Origin of the sequence: Bacillus sp. AY18-3, assembly GCF_008042305.1 — a bacterium.
GTDB classification, from domain to species: Bacteria; Bacillota; Bacilli; order Bacillales; family Bacillaceae_G; genus Bacillus_A; species Bacillus_A wiedmannii.
Map to the genome: position 1 here is coordinate 367,085 of NZ_QKQR01000013.1, position 17,097 is coordinate 384,181.

The 17,097-nt window shown below is 33.5% G+C and carries 18 protein-coding genes and 3 pseudogenes; 8 read left to right on the forward strand and 13 right to left on the reverse strand.

The window, feature by feature from the left end:
• Window positions 1-228 precede the first annotated feature (228 nt).
• The 3 genes from DM800_RS13455 to DM800_RS13465 form a co-directional block, all read right to left on the reverse strand.
• Window positions 229-558: a hypothetical protein gene (locus DM800_RS13455; protein ID WP_000566288.1), complete on the reverse strand. Its 330-nt coding sequence runs from the start codon at window positions 556-558 to the stop codon at window positions 229-231.
• A 475-nt stretch (window positions 559-1,033) separates the two neighbouring features.
• Window positions 1,034-1,180, reverse strand: a complete 147-nt coding sequence (locus DM800_RS29195; RefSeq protein ID WP_000724334.1) for a hypothetical protein — start codon at window positions 1,178-1,180, stop codon at window positions 1,034-1,036.
• A complete protein-coding gene (locus DM800_RS13465; protein ID WP_147786991.1) occupies window positions 1,177-2,271 on the reverse strand; it encodes a Rap family tetratricopeptide repeat protein in 1,095 nt (364 codons plus the stop codon). The genes DM800_RS29195 and DM800_RS13465 overlap by 4 nt, the downstream gene beginning before the upstream one ends.
• A 577-nt stretch (window positions 2,272-2,848) precedes the next feature.
• On the opposite strand from DM800_RS13465, the pseudogene DM800_RS13470 reads away from it, so the two are divergent.
• A pseudogene (locus DM800_RS13470) lies at window positions 2,849-3,100 on the forward strand (CPBP family intramembrane glutamate endopeptidase); the annotation flags it as partial.
• Between the two features lie 430 nt (window positions 3,101-3,530).
• On the opposite strand, the gene DM800_RS13475 reads toward DM800_RS13470, so the two are convergent.
• Window positions 3,531-3,920, reverse strand: a complete 390-nt coding sequence (locus DM800_RS13475) for a hypothetical protein (RefSeq protein WP_147786992.1) — start codon at window positions 3,918-3,920, stop codon at window positions 3,531-3,533.
• Between the two features lie 182 nt (window positions 3,921-4,102).
• Entirely contained in the window at window positions 4,103-4,609 is a 507-nt protein-coding gene (locus DM800_RS13480) for an RrF2 family transcriptional regulator (RefSeq protein ID WP_063222022.1), read from the reverse strand.
• Window positions 4,610-4,819: 210 nt separating this feature from the next.
• Between DM800_RS13480 and DM800_RS13485 the strand changes: the two genes are divergently transcribed.
• Window positions 4,820-5,461 (forward strand): FMN-dependent NADH-azoreductase, encoded by a 642-nt coding sequence (locus DM800_RS13485; RefSeq protein ID WP_147786993.1) that lies wholly within the window; start codon window positions 4,820-4,822, stop codon window positions 5,459-5,461.
• A gap of 74 nt (window positions 5,462-5,535) precedes the next feature.
• Here the strand turns inward: DM800_RS13485 and dhaK are convergent, their stop codons facing one another.
• Complete coding sequence (gene dhaK / locus DM800_RS13490; protein ID WP_147786994.1) at window positions 5,536-7,287, reverse strand: dihydroxyacetone kinase subunit DhaK; 1,752 nt, start codon at window positions 7,285-7,287, stop codon at window positions 5,536-5,538.
• A 178-nt stretch (window positions 7,288-7,465) separates the two neighbouring features.
• Between dhaK and dhaS the strand changes: the two genes are divergently transcribed.
• A complete protein-coding gene (gene dhaS, locus DM800_RS13500; RefSeq protein WP_147786995.1) occupies window positions 7,466-8,032 on the forward strand; it encodes a dihydroxyacetone kinase transcriptional activator DhaS in 567 nt (188 codons plus the stop codon).
• A gap of 19 nt (window positions 8,033-8,051) precedes the next feature.
• The gene (gene dhaQ / locus DM800_RS13505; protein WP_147786996.1) at window positions 8,052-9,050 is read left to right on the forward strand and encodes a DhaKLM operon coactivator DhaQ; all 999 of its coding nucleotides are present in this window, start codon (window positions 8,052-8,054) and stop codon (window positions 9,048-9,050) included.
• Between the two features lie 92 nt (window positions 9,051-9,142).
• On the opposite strand, the gene DM800_RS13510 is transcribed toward dhaQ, so the two are convergent.
• The 3 genes and pseudogenes from DM800_RS13510 to DM800_RS13520 all read right to left on the reverse strand — a co-directional run bounded on the left by DM800_RS13510 (window position 9,143) and on the right by DM800_RS13520 (window position 10,891).
• Window positions 9,143-9,796, reverse strand: a complete 654-nt coding sequence (locus tag DM800_RS13510) for a DUF2306 domain-containing protein (protein ID WP_147786997.1) — start codon at window positions 9,794-9,796, stop codon at window positions 9,143-9,145.
• Between the two features lie 148 nt (window positions 9,797-9,944).
• Window positions 9,945-10,199: pseudogene (locus DM800_RS13515) on the reverse strand (hypothetical protein); the annotation flags it as partial.
• Between the two features lie 47 nt (window positions 10,200-10,246).
• A complete protein-coding gene (locus DM800_RS13520; protein WP_147786998.1) occupies window positions 10,247-10,891 on the reverse strand; it encodes a VanZ family protein in 645 nt (214 codons plus the stop codon).
• Between the two features lie 244 nt (window positions 10,892-11,135).
• Between DM800_RS13520 and DM800_RS29610 the strand changes: the two are divergent.
• The 4 genes and pseudogenes from DM800_RS29610 to DM800_RS13540 form a co-directional block, all read left to right on the forward strand.
• A pseudogene (locus DM800_RS29610) lies at window positions 11,136-11,237 on the forward strand (TetR family transcriptional regulator); the annotation flags it as partial.
• 194 nt (window positions 11,238-11,431) lie between these two features.
• Entirely contained in the window at window positions 11,432-11,743 is a 312-nt protein-coding gene (locus tag DM800_RS13530) for an ArsR/SmtB family transcription factor (protein ID WP_000433539.1), read from the forward strand.
• 288 nt (window positions 11,744-12,031) lie between these two features.
• On the forward strand, window positions 12,032-13,207 hold the full coding sequence (locus DM800_RS13535) for an MFS transporter (RefSeq protein ID WP_048561593.1): 1,176 nt from the start codon (window positions 12,032-12,034) through the stop codon (window positions 13,205-13,207).
• A gap of 748 nt (window positions 13,208-13,955) precedes the next feature.
• Entirely contained in the window at window positions 13,956-14,060 is a 105-nt protein-coding gene (locus DM800_RS13540; RefSeq protein ID WP_000505689.1) for a YjcZ family sporulation protein, read from the forward strand.
• A gap of 144 nt (window positions 14,061-14,204) precedes the next feature.
• Here the strand turns inward: DM800_RS13540 and tnpB are convergent, their stop codons facing one another.
• The 4 genes from tnpB to DM800_RS13565 all read right to left on the reverse strand — a co-directional run bounded on the left by tnpB (window position 14,205) and on the right by DM800_RS13565 (window position 17,019).
• The gene (gene tnpB, locus DM800_RS13545; RefSeq protein ID WP_087979646.1) at window positions 14,205-15,323 is read right to left on the reverse strand and encodes an IS200/IS605 family element RNA-guided endonuclease TnpB; all 1,119 of its coding nucleotides are present in this window, start codon (window positions 15,321-15,323) and stop codon (window positions 14,205-14,207) included.
• A gap of 266 nt (window positions 15,324-15,589) precedes the next feature.
• The gene (locus DM800_RS13555) at window positions 15,590-15,961 is read right to left on the reverse strand and encodes an ATP synthase subunit I (RefSeq protein ID WP_088080493.1); all 372 of its coding nucleotides are present in this window, start codon (window positions 15,959-15,961) and stop codon (window positions 15,590-15,592) included.
• Between the two features lie 22 nt (window positions 15,962-15,983).
• The gene (gene pssA / locus DM800_RS13560; RefSeq protein ID WP_147786999.1) at window positions 15,984-16,568 is read right to left on the reverse strand and encodes a CDP-diacylglycerol--serine O-phosphatidyltransferase; all 585 of its coding nucleotides are present in this window, start codon (window positions 16,566-16,568) and stop codon (window positions 15,984-15,986) included.
• Window positions 16,561-17,019, reverse strand: a complete 459-nt coding sequence (locus tag DM800_RS13565) for a MarR family winged helix-turn-helix transcriptional regulator (RefSeq protein WP_147787000.1) — start codon at window positions 17,017-17,019, stop codon at window positions 16,561-16,563. Before DM800_RS13565 ends, pssA begins: the two co-directional genes overlap by 8 nt.
• Window positions 17,020-17,097 lie beyond the last annotated feature (78 nt).

Below are 17,097 nucleotides of genomic sequence, written 5' to 3' on the forward strand. Positions count from 1 at the left end.
ATAAATAGGGTACCGCCATGATAGAAATGTATAAAAAATGAATAGGGTTATAGAAAAAGGCGAATTCCTTTTGAAAGTAGGAATTCGCCTTTTTCTTGCTACCGATAATAAGATGTTATGTAAACCTAACTGTATAGAATATACAGTTAGGTTTACATTTGAAAATGAACAATAAAAAACAGTAGTGTATAAAATCACTACTGTTTTTTATTGTTTCTTATAAGTGAATTATTTGTATTCCTGTTTATATAATTTAAACGAATAAATAGCTCCAATAAAGAATACAAAAGCTTCAAATAATATAAAGATTTGACGGAAATTCTCAATATCTTTACCAACTAAAGAAATAAATATAGCATTCATTAGAATTTGAATAGTAAACATACGAGAAGTAATTTTTAAATAAATAGCATTTGTTCTTTCATATGGTTTACCAATTTTTTTGTAAATAATAATAAGTGCAATTACTGAACCCAAAAATAGAAGTGCTGTAAGTCCTACAACGATATTGAAATTGCCTGTACTTTCTAACATCCATTTATTTAATAGATCAATCATTATTATCTTTCTTTCCTACATACGAGAATATTTCGTTCTTCTTTTTCACTATAATAAAAAAAGAAAAAGGAAAACATCGAACTTTCTTACAAACATTCGTGTATTCTTACAATTTTGTCATTTTGTAAATGTATTCATCGCCTTGCCTTTCACTATTTTCTTTGGAAAACATAGTGAATTACAAATTTCAAACTTCTTTTAACTAAAATAATAAAAAAGTATATAGGATTATATTAATATTCAAAAAAACTATAACGGACAATCTAAAGTTTCTTATTCAAATACTTTAGACTCTCTTATCTCGGGGCATCATTCATGGCCTATCGACTTAATATTTGGAAGTATATACAAATACCCTAAACAAAAAATTAATTTGGGGTATTTGCTTTTCTTAGCTTGATAGCGATACCCTACTATTTAACATCAAAAAAACCTCGCTATTAATAACAAGGTTTTCCATCACGAAACTTTATCTTCAACCAGTATTCCCATGTGCATATTGAACGATGACATCTTTAATAAATTGAGAGGCTTCCTGATGATTGACCGAATTATGAGACACATTCAAAAATAACGTAAGAGCCGTGACAACACCAACTAAGGTAACACTTATTTTTTTCATTTTAATGCCTCCTTTTTAAAAACCTCTTCACTCGCTTTATGGCTAGAGAAGAAATAATAACTCGCTTTTTCAAAGTTATGTTCTTTATGGAATAGAACCGCTAGTACTTCAGTATATTCTTTCACGTATTCCCAAAGCTTCTCTCTTTCGAAATATTCAATACCTTCTAATACAATTTCTTCTAGCTTTTCTCCATTTAATCCTTCATTTAGTCCATTTAAAATTTTAAAATGGTGTTGGTACTCTACCAATTCTAATTTATCGCAAATCTCCGTGCCTTTTCGAACAAGTACTGAAGCTAGTGAATTTTCGTCTAATTTAAAATGTTCTTTCCCCTTAATATATATCGCTTTATAGTTTTCAGGCATTTTTTCACAGACCTCATTTAAATGACTGATAGCTAACTCCGAAAGATTCTGTCCAGCATACATTAAACCTAAATTTTGTTTTACAACTAACATACCGTTTTCATTTTTAACCTTTTTAAAGATATCCATTGCCGAAATATAAAGTTCTTCAGCTAATTCCCATTCTTTCAAATGTGTACAAGCTAACGCCATTAGGTTGTTACAATAACCGATTTTCACTTCATACCCTTCATGTTTAGCAAATATTTCTTTTGCTTTTGTTGCTTGTTGGAAGGCCACAAAAGCCTGATAATAATGATATTGGAAAACAGCTTGGTTATAATAAAACTCTGCTTTTTCAATTTCATCTGGAATACTTTCAAGTAAATTTTCTGCCATTTCATAATGCTCTTTTGCTGCATTGTAATTACCAACTGCATTAGAGTAGATTGCTTTATAAAAATGATAATAATACGATAAAAAATCATCAGTTGGTTTACCCAAAGATTCAATTTGATCAAAACTATTTTTTGCTATACTCAAATTATCTATTAAATATTTATAACCAAAATCAAGTAACGAATAATACAGTAATAGATTTTGGTCTTCTTTAATATTATTTATAGAACTCTCAATTTCTTTTTTAAATTTATATGCATTCGCAACGTTTCTATTTCGAATTTCAATATACCAGGCATTTAACAGTTCAGTAACTTTGTTATTTACGGTAGTTTGAACATTCAATTTACATCCCCCTTTTCCAAAATTATCTATATACTCTTTTCCTCATACTACCATACAACATTACCTCGTGATATCTTCATAAACTTGAGATAATTTTAACAGAAAATTCAGAATTACATTCGTTTAACTAACATTTATTTAAACAATTAAATAATTGATTTTACACAAACGAAAAGATAATAATCTTAAAATCGCAATCTCGGCTGCACCCCATGCCTATCAAGCTAGTATTTTAAAATGTCCCCTAAACGAATATTTTATTACTTTCCAGTTATCTATGAGAATTTAGTTCATTTTTTCATTTTGAGTAGTTTATTTTGGGTAGCATGATAGTGATGTGGTGCTATCCCTGTTAGTAGTAATTTTAATATCACTATGGATAAATTACTTTTAGAACTTTACTTCCAACAACGAATTTTATGTAAATAATCAGTTAAAAATTCCCTTTTTTAATTGAATAAGTAATATTTTGAAAGAAAATTTAGTTATAACAGAAAGAATATTCAGTGTATTACCTCGACGCGCTGAATAAGTACATTAAAGTATGTTAAAAATTTAGCTTAAGGTGGGATTGTATATGACTGAAGATAAAAGACTGAAAAAGCCGGTGGTAAGTTTTATATTACTAACCAACATTATTTTTTGGCCACTTTTTCTGCTTGTAGGAATTACAAAGTTATTACATTTTCCAACTTGGATTTTTGATGTAATGCTCTGCATATCAGCTTGGTCTTCCACTTTTGCTTTTATATTTCTATTTAAAAGAATTTATCCTGGACAGAGTTTTATTCAATTTGTAAAAGATAGATTTAAAAATAAACTTAATTACTTTTGCTAAATATGAATATTTTTTAAAGAGGTAAAGTTAATATAGATCAACTAAATAACGCAAAGAAAATGTTTTATTTCATAAAAAAAGGCTCCATTGCTGGAGCACTCAAAAATAAAATAAGTAAATGAATTAAAACAAATAACAGACAATTTAACTATATAGATTAAACATAAATAAATCTATATATATTTAATATTACATATTAAAACCTGTTTATTGATGCTATAATAGGTTCACTCGATGATTGTTATATTTTTTTATGGTTTTTAAGCAATATGATACCTTCTTAACACCAAGTGTACAAGTAAAAGAAGACATCTTAATCGATGTCTTCTTTTCTTATACAATAACAACACAATAAAATTAAGTTGAGTCAAGCTGCAGGATGGTACCTTGATATGACAGTAAAGAATACATCATCACGGTATCAGCAAGCAAAAGTGTATTCTGCATTTCTGAAAACAGTAGATGGCAGATTGTGACCTGCTGAATCTGCTAAGAAAGAATATACAAGCACATCCTTAACATCATCTTTATTTCCACTAACGATGACATCAAGAAAATCTTCTATTTCGAATTCTGGTGTAAACAACACAATCTTAGTTGTTCTGTTTGGTTCTAAAGAAACAAAAGTACGAGAGATTTCAACTAACTCATTTTGAGTCGGGAAAGAAATGTTTCGACTTCTCTTAACAGTTACCGTTACATTACTAGTATGGCAGCGTGAATCATTGTTTAACATAATGTTGAGAGCAGTTGGAATAATCCCATTTTCAGAAACTGGAACTCGAAACACTCCCGTAGATTTATGAGCCATATAATCACATCCTTTCAAAATAAAATATACTTACAATATATTAGATGCAAAAAACGTTCATTTTGATAGAGACAAATTACTGATATGTGGTACATATGTGAAGAAATCAAATTGGCAATGGAAATAGAATTTAAACTAGACAAATAAAAGTTGATCGATATTGCTAATAAATCATGACGACTTTAGTTAGAGTTTTTTTGTTTGAAGTATTCACGAGTATCTACCCTTATCTTTTCAGGTAAAACAATATCAAGTTCTTTATCTAACCATGCAAGAGTCTTTTTACGAAGAAACTCACGCATGTGTTCTTCTGCTTCAAGCATTACTAAGTTAATTGTACAAGAAGAATTGCTAGGGTCACAAGAATTACAAGCGTCGTCTCGATATAGTAGACCATTCTGTACAATATTTTTACATTGAAAAATAGGTTTTGGGCCTTCGACGGCTTCTATTACATCCCAAAAAGAGATATCTTCTGGAGACTTAGCTAACCTATATCCTCCCTTTACACCTGGGACAGAATTCACAATGTCAGCTTTAGATAATTTACCGAAAACTTTTGAAAGAAATGTTTCAGAAAGTCCTTGAAACTCTGCCAAATCTTTTATTCCAACACTTTCCTTGGAAGGAGTATTAATTAAATAAACTAGGCAATGCAAGGCATATTCAACCCCAACACTATATTGCATATACAAATCACCTGCTTTTTATTTTAAGGGTTATCAAATTGTATCTTAGGACCATTTAGAATTTTAGTCAAATAAAAAAAGGCTCTTTTAGAATAGTATGTATTTCATTTGACAAAAATAATTTCAGAGCTTATATTAAAGACAATATTAATCGACGATTAATATTGTCGACAATTAAAACGTAAAAACTTTTAAAAAGGGGAAATACAAATGAACAAAACACTTATCATAAACGCACATCCGAAAGTGGATGATACATCATCAGTCAGCATTAAGGTTCTTAACCACTTTTTAGAATCTTATAAAGAATTAATTCCTAATAATGAAACGATTGAACAGATTAATTTATACGATGATGTAGTACCAATGATAGATAAAACTGTTTTAAGCGCATGGGAAAAGCAAGGAAATGGACAGAAGTTAACTGATGAAGAACAAAAAGTAACAGAGCGTATGTCCGAAATTTTACAACAATTTAAAAGTGCAAATACGTATGTTATCGTATTACCTTTGCACAACTTTAATATTCCATCAAAGTTAAAAGATTACATGGACAATATCATGATTGCACGTGAAACATTTAAATATACTGAAACTGGATCAGTGGGATTACTTAAAGATGGAAGAAGAATGCTTGTTATACAAGCAAGTGGAGGAATCTATACAAATGATGATTGGTATACAGAAGTAGAATACTCTCATAAATATTTAAAAGCAATGTTTAATTTCCTAGGTATTGAAGATTATCAAATCGTTCGTGCACAAGGAACAGCAGTACTAGATCCAAATGAAGTATTACAAAATGCGTATAAAGAAGTTGAAGAGGCGGCTTCTAGGTTGGCTAGCAAATAAATTTTTTCACTGGAAGAATGATGGTTATAATTAAAGATCCCCTCCACCTTAAGGCAGAGGGGATCTTTTAATTTCTATTTCAAACTACCCGCAATCTCCGTAAAGATAACTCCAAGTGCATGTGCACCTGCATCTGGATAGCCTAAGCTTCTTTCACCAACTGTACCGGCGCGGCCCATGCGAGCTACGATTTCTTTCGTATACTCTGCTCCTTTAACCGCTGCTTCTGCACCTTTTTCGAAGGCAATTTTCATATCTTCTTCGTTTGAAGCGCTAGCTAACCAAGAGTCTACACATGGAGCAAGTGCATCAACAAGTGTTTTATCACCAACTACTGCTCCTCTACCGAATGATCTTTCACCGATAGATTGTATACCTTGCAGTGCCGCTTGTAACATTTCACCGAATTCTTTCACTGTTAGCTCACGTTTTTCGCCAGCTGCTTTACTAGCTGCTCGGAATGCACCGCCCCAAATTGGACCAGATGCGCCGCCGCAATGTTCCATAATAATCATGGAACAACCGTCAAGGAATGATCCGATTGTTACGTTCTCTTGATCTACAATAGAATGCCACTCACGTTTTAATTGCTTAAATCCTTTTGCCACACTCATTCCGAAGTCGCCGTCACCCGCATGTGTATCTAACTCACAGAACGGTACTTCGTTTTTAATAATAACGTCACTCATTTTATCAACGAGATAGATCATGTTGTTTAATGTAATAACATTATCCTTAATCACAGCGTGCTCTTCCGCTGTTTCTATTTCAAAGGAAACTTCTTTCTCTTCTGTCTCTTCAAGTACATTCACATACTCAACACTTTCAACTGGTCCATCTACTTTAAACGCTGGTGTATTACATTCTTTAGATAGTAATGTTTTTAGCTCATCATCTAGTTTCATTACTGTTAAAGACATACCAGCCATATCGATACTCGTCATATAGTTTCCGACAAATACTCTATTAATTTTAATGTTTCTAGCAGCTAATTCTCGCGTAACTGCATTGTTAAATAAGTAAAGTTCTTGTAGTGGTGTTCCGCCAAAACCGTTAACTAGAAGTGCGATTTCTTCGCCGTCTTTTACTCCTAAATCTTTCATTAAATCATTTGTCATACGGTTAGCTAATTCATCTGCTGACAACATTTTTTCACGCTTAATTCCTGGTTCACCGTGAATACCTACGCCGTATTCCATTTCATCTTCCGCAAGTGTGAAAGTAGGTGATCCGCTCGCTGGAACTGTACAAGACGTTAACGCTAAACCGATTGTACGCACGTTAGCCGCTGCTTTTTCCGCTACAGCTTTCACCGCTCCTAAATCCATACCTGCTTCCGCTGCTGCGCCGGCAATTTTATGAACGAGGATAACCCCCGCAACGCCGCGGCGTCCTACTGTGTACAGGCTATCTTCTACTGCAATATCATCGTCCACTTTTACGTAGTCGACTTCAATTCCATCTTCAGTCGCTAAATGCGCACCGTTTTTGAAATTCATAATATCGCCGCTGTAATTTTTAATAATTAATAACGTACCTTTTTTACTAGCTGTCTCTTTAATTGCTTGATACACCTGAATTTGTGAAGGCGAAGCAAACACATCTCCGCACACTGCCGCATCTAACATTCCTTTTCCGACTAATCCTGCATGCGCTGGCTCATGACCACTACCGCCGCCACTAATTAACGTTACTTTATTTTCGTTCATTTCTTTCTTCTTAATTACTTTATATTTTTTCAAAAGCTCAAGCTCTGGATGAGCCATAACCATTCCGTTGCACATTTCCATTACTAATGTTTCTGGTTTGTTTATAATCTTTTTCATTGTGCTTCTCCCTCAATTCCTTTAATATATTGTGATATATTTGAAATCTTCTTCTTACTATCCATGTTAAAATGAAAGCGTTTTATAGTAAACGGACAAAATGGACAATCTGTCTAAAGACACCGCTCTCATTTATGGGTAGGATTTTCATATTACTAACATTCTAGGGATGATTGAGATGACCTCTTCTATAATTTCTAAAAAGATAATCGCGAATTCATTGAAGTATTTAATGGAAACAGAGTCGTTTCATAAAATATCAGTGAGCGATATTATGTTACACTGTCAAATGCGTAGGCAAACTTTTTATTATCATTTTAAAGATAAATTTGAACTATTAAGCTGGATTTATAGAGAAGAAACGAAAGAGAACATTATCGACTTTCTCGACTATGAAACGTGGGAAAATATTTTCGATTTATTATTTGATTACTTTTACAAAAATCAAAAATTTTATCGAAATGCTTTTAAAGTCATTGAGCAAAACTCGTTTAATCACTATTTATTTGAGCATACGAAAAACTTATATATGAAGATTATTGATGAATTATCTGTGAGCTGTGGATTCAGCCTTTCTGATGAGACAAAAAATACGATTGCCTCCTTTTATAGTCACGGCTTCGTTGGAACGATAAAAGATTGGATTGAAAGCAAATGCGAAGTAGATCCTTCCATTATGTCTTCTCTCATGAAAAATATGATAAACAATCAATTACTACTATTACTGGAACAATCAGCAAAGTAATTAAAGGGTGGCAAAAGCAATGAAAAAGATTATGAATGATGTAGAAAATGTTGTTCAAGATATGATGCATGGCTTTTATTTTGAACATAACGAAAAAGTAAATTACGATGAAACAAATAACATCATTTATGTAAAAGATATAGAAAAACTGACGCAAAACGTTGTTATCATAAGCGGCGGTGGTAGCGGACATGAACCTGCTGATATAGGTTATGTAGGAAAAGGCATGCTTACAGCGGCCGTAAACGGCAATATTTTCACTCCGCCTACAGTGGAACAAATTATTGCGGCAACTCGCCTCATGCCAAAAAATAAAAGTATTTTATTCATCATCAAAAACTTTAAAGATGACGTAGCAAACTTTATTGCGGCTGAACAAATTGCTAAAGAAGAAGGAAGAAAAATTGACCATATCATCGTAAATGACGACGTTTCAATTGAAGATGATGCTTCGTTTAATAAAAGAAGACGCGGCGTCGCTGGTACTGTTTTCGTTCAAAAAATACTTGGTGCGGCTGCTGAGAGCGGACATTCTTTAGAAGAACTAACAACACTTGGCCGTTCTATCACCGAAAACTTACACACATTAGGAGTCGCACTTTCACCTGCCAATGATCCCATGCAGGGAAAAGCTTCGTTCTCATTAAACGACGATGAAGTCTTTTACGGAGTCGGCATTCACGGCGAAAAAGGTTACCGTAAAGAAGCACTATCCTCTTCTGAAATATTAGCGATCGAACTAATGAACAAACTAAAAAGCATTTACCGCTGGAGAAAAGGCGACAACTTCGCCATCCTCATTAACGGATTAGGCGCAACTCCACTAATGGAACAATACATTTTCGCAAATGACATTCGCCGTTTATGTGAGCTGGAAGGATTACATGTGAAGTTCGCAAAGGTTGGTACATTGCTAACTTCTTTAGATATGAAAGGTGTTTCGCTCAGTTTGCTTAAGGTGGCGGATTTGGATTGGGTGAAGTGGTTGAAAGAAAGTACGGAAACTGCTAGTTGGTAATACAAATAGGATGGCTTCAATTGTCCATCCTATTTTTGTATGTAATTCAGCTATTAAAAAAATTCTGCCCTCAATATTACAGCAAATTTACATTAAAAATGTAAATCCTCATTTCCTTCGTATTTTCCTTTATTAAGTCTTTTTCTTATGAATAATTCTGCAACAATTAAATTAGGTACCCACGCTAACCAAGCAATAATAGCGTAGCTAAGTTCAAACCGCTCTATTCCAAATAGAACGATAAACAACGGTAGCCAAATTCTTAATGTAACTGCTCCAAAGGTTAAAGAATAATTTCTAATCATCCAATTCCGATGGTCTTTAATTTTTTTATTCTTAACTCTATGTAACGCTTGATATGCTGATGTTAGCCAAAATACGGATAACAAACCGAAACCTAGCTTCGCTACCAATCCTCCCGTAGCATAAAAGGATAGATATAGTCCAGAAACGCCTCCTAATAATATACCAACCATATAGATTCTCCCAACTATTCGATGACGGTTGATATTCCTTTCTCTAAATTTAGTGGATAATGTAAAAGGACCTATTACTAATGCTACTATACTAGTTGTAATATGTATAAATAGCATCATATACCAGAACGCACTTAATTTAGATCCAAACATAAGCTTCGCTTTTACAAGTCCTGTTTGAAATCCATCCATAATAAAATATTGGACAACAACATAACCAGATACTAAAAGAGCAAAAAAAGTAAATACAAACCAAATTTTCCTGTTCAAATTTTAGTGCCTCCTTATTACATTAAGGAATTAGATTATACATTACTGTTCATTCTAGAGAAAAATAGAAAAGCCTTCTCCATACATAAAAACCCTCAAGTATATCGCTCTATACTTGAGGGTTTGCTCATCTATTTCTTCTCATCTCTCATTTTCTTACATCAATAGTCAGCTCTTCTGTAATCTGCTCAAGATGGAAAAATCTTTTTATATAATGGATATGTGACCATTTCTCTTCTCCACCAATAATAAATAATTCTTGCGCATCATACATAAATGAAAAGCTTGGGTAAAAACTGTCAGCCTTTATTTCAATCTCACTAGTACGATTACTGATCATCTTACAGTCTGCTGAATAGCTTAATAACGTATAGAGAGAATCTTGTGCTGATTGGAAGAAATACTAGAATCATTTTATAAATCAGATAGCACAAGAGCATAATCACCTCACTAAAGGATGACAGGTCTTCCAAATAAAGCTGGATGATAAATTAACATCGCACCTACAAATGAACAAACTAAACAAAAAACAGCCTCGTATTTTATGACTAAAGAAGAGTTGGTATCAAGCTCTTTTCCCTCTCTTTTACATATCATTTTAAACATTTTAAATAAAACTCTATATATTACATACCCAATAATCGCCCCGAGGGTATTCGTAAATAAATCATCAATATCTGTAATTCTATTATTTAGTAATTGATTTAACTCAATTGCCAATGAAAAAAAGAATCCCGCACATACGGTGTTTTTCATTTTTCTAAACTGTGACCAAATAGTCGGTAATAAAAAACCGAACGGCATAAACAGTACAATGTTCAAAAGATACGTAGTACTACCTGCCGTATCAAATAGAGTCAAGTTAATTTGACTGACACGAATCCACTTTTCATATCTACTTATATCCCATACAGTCGCGATTTGAGTCACCTTATACACTAGCGAAAGGTAGAACAGAAAAACATATACCCATAAAAAATGCCGAATAGATATATTTCCTTTCGCTTTAAAATAACATCCAATTTGAAACACAATACAAAAAATAATAGTAAAAAAATAAGTATACAAATAACTCATCAAAACTTCTGTATGCATGCAGAATCCCCTAACTTTACATTTTCATCTATAACTTTATCGTTTTTAATATCCTTCTTGATGTAACTCATTTATAGGATAGGAAAAACTTTTAAAATAAAAAGTGGGGTAAACATAAAATTTTTCTTAAATCTGCAGTTAGGTTTTATTATTACTCTTCTTAGGAATCCGCCATTGATAGCTAGGCAACAACATGCTTAAACCTAACAATATTATCATTTTTGCCCGTAATCCTCGTAGTACTTTAACCGATGAAGCATATATAAAATCATGTGAATCGTTTGTTCAGTTAACACATGAAATTAAGAAATATATGACGTACTATAATCACGCTTGCTATCAATAGAATTTAAAGAAGATGACTCCTGCTTGCATACAGAAATCATCTTTTTTAGGTTGCCTAACTTTTTTTAGAATGTCCTTTACAAAGGGTACAGATTAAGAGCATCTTCTTCCTATTCAAAGGGATCAACTATGCCTTCTTCCCTTAAAATTACTAAAACCCATTTACAAATCTATAAAAGTAGATATAATATCCTTATGGAACCTTTATTAATTTATAAAGCATTGTCAAATGAAACACGATGTCAAATTTTATCATGGTTGAAAAATCCAGAAAACCATTTCGATGAAAAACCTTATCTAGAACAAGACCTTAACTTTCAAGTTGGAGTATGTGTAGGAGATATCCAGCTTAAAACTGGCTTAGCCCAATCGGTTATTTCTAGTTATTTATTAACTATGAAAAAAGCAGGATTACTAGAGTCTGACCGAATTGGAAAATGGACCTACTATCGTCGAAACGAAAAAACAATACGAGAGTTTTCTGAATACGTCCAAAACGAATTATAAAATGAAAGCTAATAATCAATCAGCATACTAATTGATTATTAGCTTTCACACATTCTGCTTTTTTACAGGTATCCAATTACTTTTTTTATAAATTGCACTGCCTATAAAAGCAAGAAACATCGAAAGGAGAAATTTTTTTAACATATCATATCTAGTTATTCAGATATCTGTTATTGTATTTAGAATTACATACTCCTGATAATATTGGCATCCAATCATGCTTATAATAATGCTTCTTTGTTAATGAATTTACTTTCAAAATACTGATACGAATGGAGAGTTTAATAAATGAAAAAAGTAAATCCTTTACTTATTCTGACACTCGCAATAGGTGTGTTCGGAATTATTACTACCGAGATGGGTATTGTCGGCGTATTACCACAAATCACTGAAAAATTCGGAATTTCAACTACACAAGCTGGATTTTTAGTAAGTATATTTGCACTAGTTGTTGCTATTTCTGGTCCATTTTTAATTCTGCTCGTCTCTAGTATTAATCGCAAAATAATTTTATTAACAGCAATTTTCATATTTGTTATTTCAAATTTAATCTACGCTTATACAACGCAATTTGAAATCATGCTTATTTTTCGTATTTTACCGGCAGCGCTTCATCCACTCTTCTTTTCAATCGCTCTTGTAACAGCTGCTAAACTTGTCCCTCCAGAAAAGAGCGGTCAAGCGGTTACAAAAGTCTTCATGGGAATTACTGTTGGCTTTGCTTTAGGTGTACCACTAACCTCTTACCTTGCAGACCAATTTTCACTCGAAATGGCTTTCTTATTCGGAGCATTCGTTAACACTGTTGCATTCATTGGAATACTACTCCTACTTCCTTCTATGCCTGTTAAAGAAAAAATGTCTTTCGGCAAACAAATTCGTATACTCGGCAAACCAGGATTATGGTTAAATATTTTAACCGTCACATTCCTTTTTGCAGCCATGTTTTCCGTATACAGCTACTTCGCTGAGTACCTTGCAAAAGTAACTTCCATGAATGGATCTCTCATCAGTATCATGCTATTCATATTTGGTATAGTTATGATTTTAGGTAATCATTTATTTGGTGGTCTCCTGCAAAAAAGCATAATAAACACTGTAATATCATTCCCTATTCTATATTCTATTGTTTATATATTGGTTTATTATTTAGGTTCCTACCTTGTTCCCATGATTTTTATAGTATTCATTTGGGGAATCGTACATGCTGGTGGATTAATTGTTGGTCAAACATGGTTAATAAGTGAAGCTAAAGAAGCACCTGAATTTGGTAATAGTCTATTCGTTTCGTTCTCAAATCTCGGAATTACTTTAGGAACCACTATTGGAGGCTGGTTCATTTCAAACTTAGGCATTCACCAGCTTATTTGGAGCGGATTTATATTCACACTACTCTCATTTCTATTAATTATAATAAAACTAAAATTTTTCAATTCTAATAGCCAGGCTTCATTATCAAGCTAGTACATTGTCAGTTCCAAATTCGATAAAAAACATTATGAATTCTTCTTATACGATTTTATTAACTAAAAAGTATAATGCTCAAAGCCTTTAGCCATAATTACGACTAAAGGCTTTTTTGTATATAAAAATAATTCTAAAAGGAGCTAATTTTATGGAACATAATCAAAATGGAGTACTTGCTTTACTTGTTTTGTTTTTAGGATTAGTGTTTTTTGTTAGTGGAATGGTTTATCATTTATGGGGTTCTTTTTAATGGTATGATTGTAATCACTCATAAAGTGAAACTTTAATCAGTGGGGGTTTTCTTCATCCCCCACTGATTATCAGCCCTCACCAATCGGACTTTTATGGGCAGCCCGACCCCCCACCTAAATTCTTTGCTTTCGCTAAATTTTGAGGTGGGGGTCTTACTGCCCATTAAAGCGGGATAAAAACCCTCAAGTATATCGGCCCTTTTTTAATTTCAACGTTTAGACAGATACATAATTCCAAAACTAAAACGTGTATTGCAATTATCCATATGGAATATTTCCAAAAACAACTTAACATGGTAAAATAATATTCGGACGGGAGTCCAATATTATTAAAATTAAGATGGTTCAAGTCGGAGGAAGGCACCTTAGGGTGTCTTTTCTTTATTTCCAAAAGGACCTGCTCAATTATTGTGTAAAAAATATAAAGTAAGTTGAATCCATTAAAATACATGAGTGACCCCTTGTTTTCCCCTCTTATTAAAGGAGGAACTATTATGGGATTTGGTGGTAGTTGTAGTAGTGGTTGTGGCGGCGGCTTTGCTTTACTAGTTGTATTGTTTATTTTATTGATCATTGTTGGAGCTTCTTGCTTCTGCTAAAAAACTATCGGAAAAGACACTCTTATATGGGTGTCTTTTCTTTGTAATAAAAAGCTCTCTTTGAACTACTCACCACTTAACATCCTTACGGACTGTTTGAAGTGGGAGATTCCTAAGTACAGAAGCCTAGCGGCTTCTAATTCATTAGGCTATCCCCGTAGTTCCTACGGTTAGAAGCCTTAAAGCTTCATTTTTAAGATTGATACTTGCGTTAATATCTCTGTCGTGATGACTATTGCACTCAGGACAATCCCATTCACGAAGATTTAGATTCTTAACGTCTTTATTTTGATACCCACAACAAGAACATAATTGGCTTGAAGCAAATGTTTTGGATACCGGAATGACTTGTTTTCCATACCATTTTGCCTTGTATTCTAGCAACGTTCTAAATTGTGACCAAGATACTTCACTAATCGCTTTTGCTAACTTATGATTTTTTAACATATTCGATACTTGCAAATCTTCTATACCGATAACATCGTGGTTTTTGATGATTTCAGTTGAGATTTTGTCCAAGTAATCTTTTCTAGCATTAGCTATGTATTCATGAATTCTAGCTACCCTTACTCGTTGTTTATTCCAGCGAGAAGATCCTTTCATTCTTCTAGAAAGAACACGCTGTGCTTTTGCCAACTTCTCTTCCAATGAGCGAAAAAATTTAGGATTTTTATAGATTGTTTCATCTGACAAAATGGCGAAATCTTTTAATCCTACATCCATTCCAATATAAGAATCTGTTTTCGGAAGTTCTTGCACTTCTGTTTCAACTAACAATGACACAAAGTATCTGCCAGAAGGGTTCCGTCTAACCGTAGCATTTAAAATACGTCCCTTTACTTCACGACTTTTGGCAAATCGAACAAGACCTAGTTTCGGCAATTTCATTTTGTTTCCCACAACAGCAATGTTTTCATTTGTTTGTTTTGTGGTATAAGATTGTACGTTGTTCTTTTTAGATTTGAAACGCGGGGCACTGTTTTGTTTTTTAAAAAAGCGTGTATAAGCATCCGCAAGGTTGCGAACAGACGATTGAATAGCAATACTATCCACTTCTTTTAGCCAAACAAACTCTTTCTTCATGGCAGGAAGTTTGGCAGAGCATGTACCATATGTCAAACCTTTTCCTGTTTCTTTGTATGCATTATCCCATAGAGATAGGAAGTGATTGAATACAAAACGAGAACAACCAATCGTTTTATTGATCAGGATCGCTTGTGCTTTATTTGGATAGATACGAAATTTATACGCTTTATTGATCATCCTTCGTTTCACCTCCATTTCGATATATGTCTATTATAAACCAAACATACATTTGATTAATAGTGAAGTGATTATGACAAATTGTCCGGTAACACTTTACATATGTCGAACAATTAAGATGACTTCCTGCCATCTCTTGTTCGAAGCCAATTCATCTCCCACCTACTCGCTGGGCTACGTCCTTCACGCTCCTTGAGGAAGGAGTCTTCTTGGCTAAATTGATAAAGGAAGGTTTTTACATCCCAATTAGTTATTTACACAGCACTTTATTCCTTCGCATCCCTCATACTGTAATACCCCAAATTAATAATAACCAAGAAATACCCACCCATAATTCCCGCAGCAAATGTCCACATGTACTCACGGTGTTCAATTTCATACATAATAATCGCGCCGAGTATGGCCGCTGCAAATCGATTCATCATGCCGAGCATCGGTGCTTTTTCTTTTTTTACGATGCTATTTCCGAACTTTTCAATACGCCTTCCTAAAATCCAGGCGCAGTACATACTTACTAAAAGGCCAATGCTTATCCCTACAAACTGGGCTCGAAAAGGTGTCATCAGCCATCCCAATAACATCACGCCTAGCAAACAATATATTTGTATGTTGAATGACCTTAATGCCATACGAATCATGTTATGCTCCTTATCTTTCCTATTAATCCCATCTTTCGGACTTCAAGCTTTCCGATATATCCTTTTTAAAATGGGGGAATTTGATTTTGCTCACCATTAAATAAGCGAGTACGCATGTGCCAAATGCCACGGAAACTGGGTTATTTAGGAGGCATAAAATAAGAAGACACATTGCCGCAAATGGAATGGGCATTCCGATGAATGTTGGGAGTTTGCTTTGTTGTGTATTAAATCTAGCAAGCCGCAGCATTCCGCAAATACTATACGCGAGTGCACATATCATCCCAATAAACTGCAAATCTTTTAACGAGGCACTATATGCAAGAATAGACGGTGCCACACCGAAAGTCACTAAATCCGCAAATGAGTCTAGTTCTCCGCCCATTTCCGAAACAGAATCTAATTTCCGAGCAACCATACCATCAAACAGATCAAATACCATACCTGTAATAATGAACATAACTGCACCATACATATCGTGAACGAAAACAGCGTGAATAGCCAAAAGCCCACACACAAAATTTGCTATCGTAATCATATTTGGTATGTAACTCATAACACGCTTCTCCTCCTTTCTACTAATTGCTTCATCTTGCTTCTTACTCATTACAATCAAGATTCTTCTGTTTTTCTTCCAATATCACTTTATTTATTTTCGTTAACGTATCAGTCATTTGCTGCAAAGCTTCGATATCAATTTTCGAGAAATATTTCTCGATTAATACATCATCTAACTTCGACAATTGCTCCATATACTTACTACCGTTTGGACCGAGTGTAAGGAAATACTCCCTTTTATTATTCGGATTAACTTGCTTTGAAATCATCTGTTGCTTTTCCAATTTCGATAAAACTTGGCTCACAGCACTTTTCGTTATATTAAAAGTAGTCGCAATGTTATTTGCTGTCGTGTTTTCATTTAAATTAATATGAAATAGCATGCTCTCTTGCTGCCCAGTAAGACCGAACTCATCCTTTAAATCTTGAAATAGTAAAATGTAGAGTTCCGTATAGGCTCGATTCATTTCATTAATTACTTCTTTATATGATCTAGTCATAGCGTTCTTCCTCCAATTATGCTGCTCTTTCATCTTATCCAATAGTTTAGTTCACTTAACTAAACTATATTACACCTT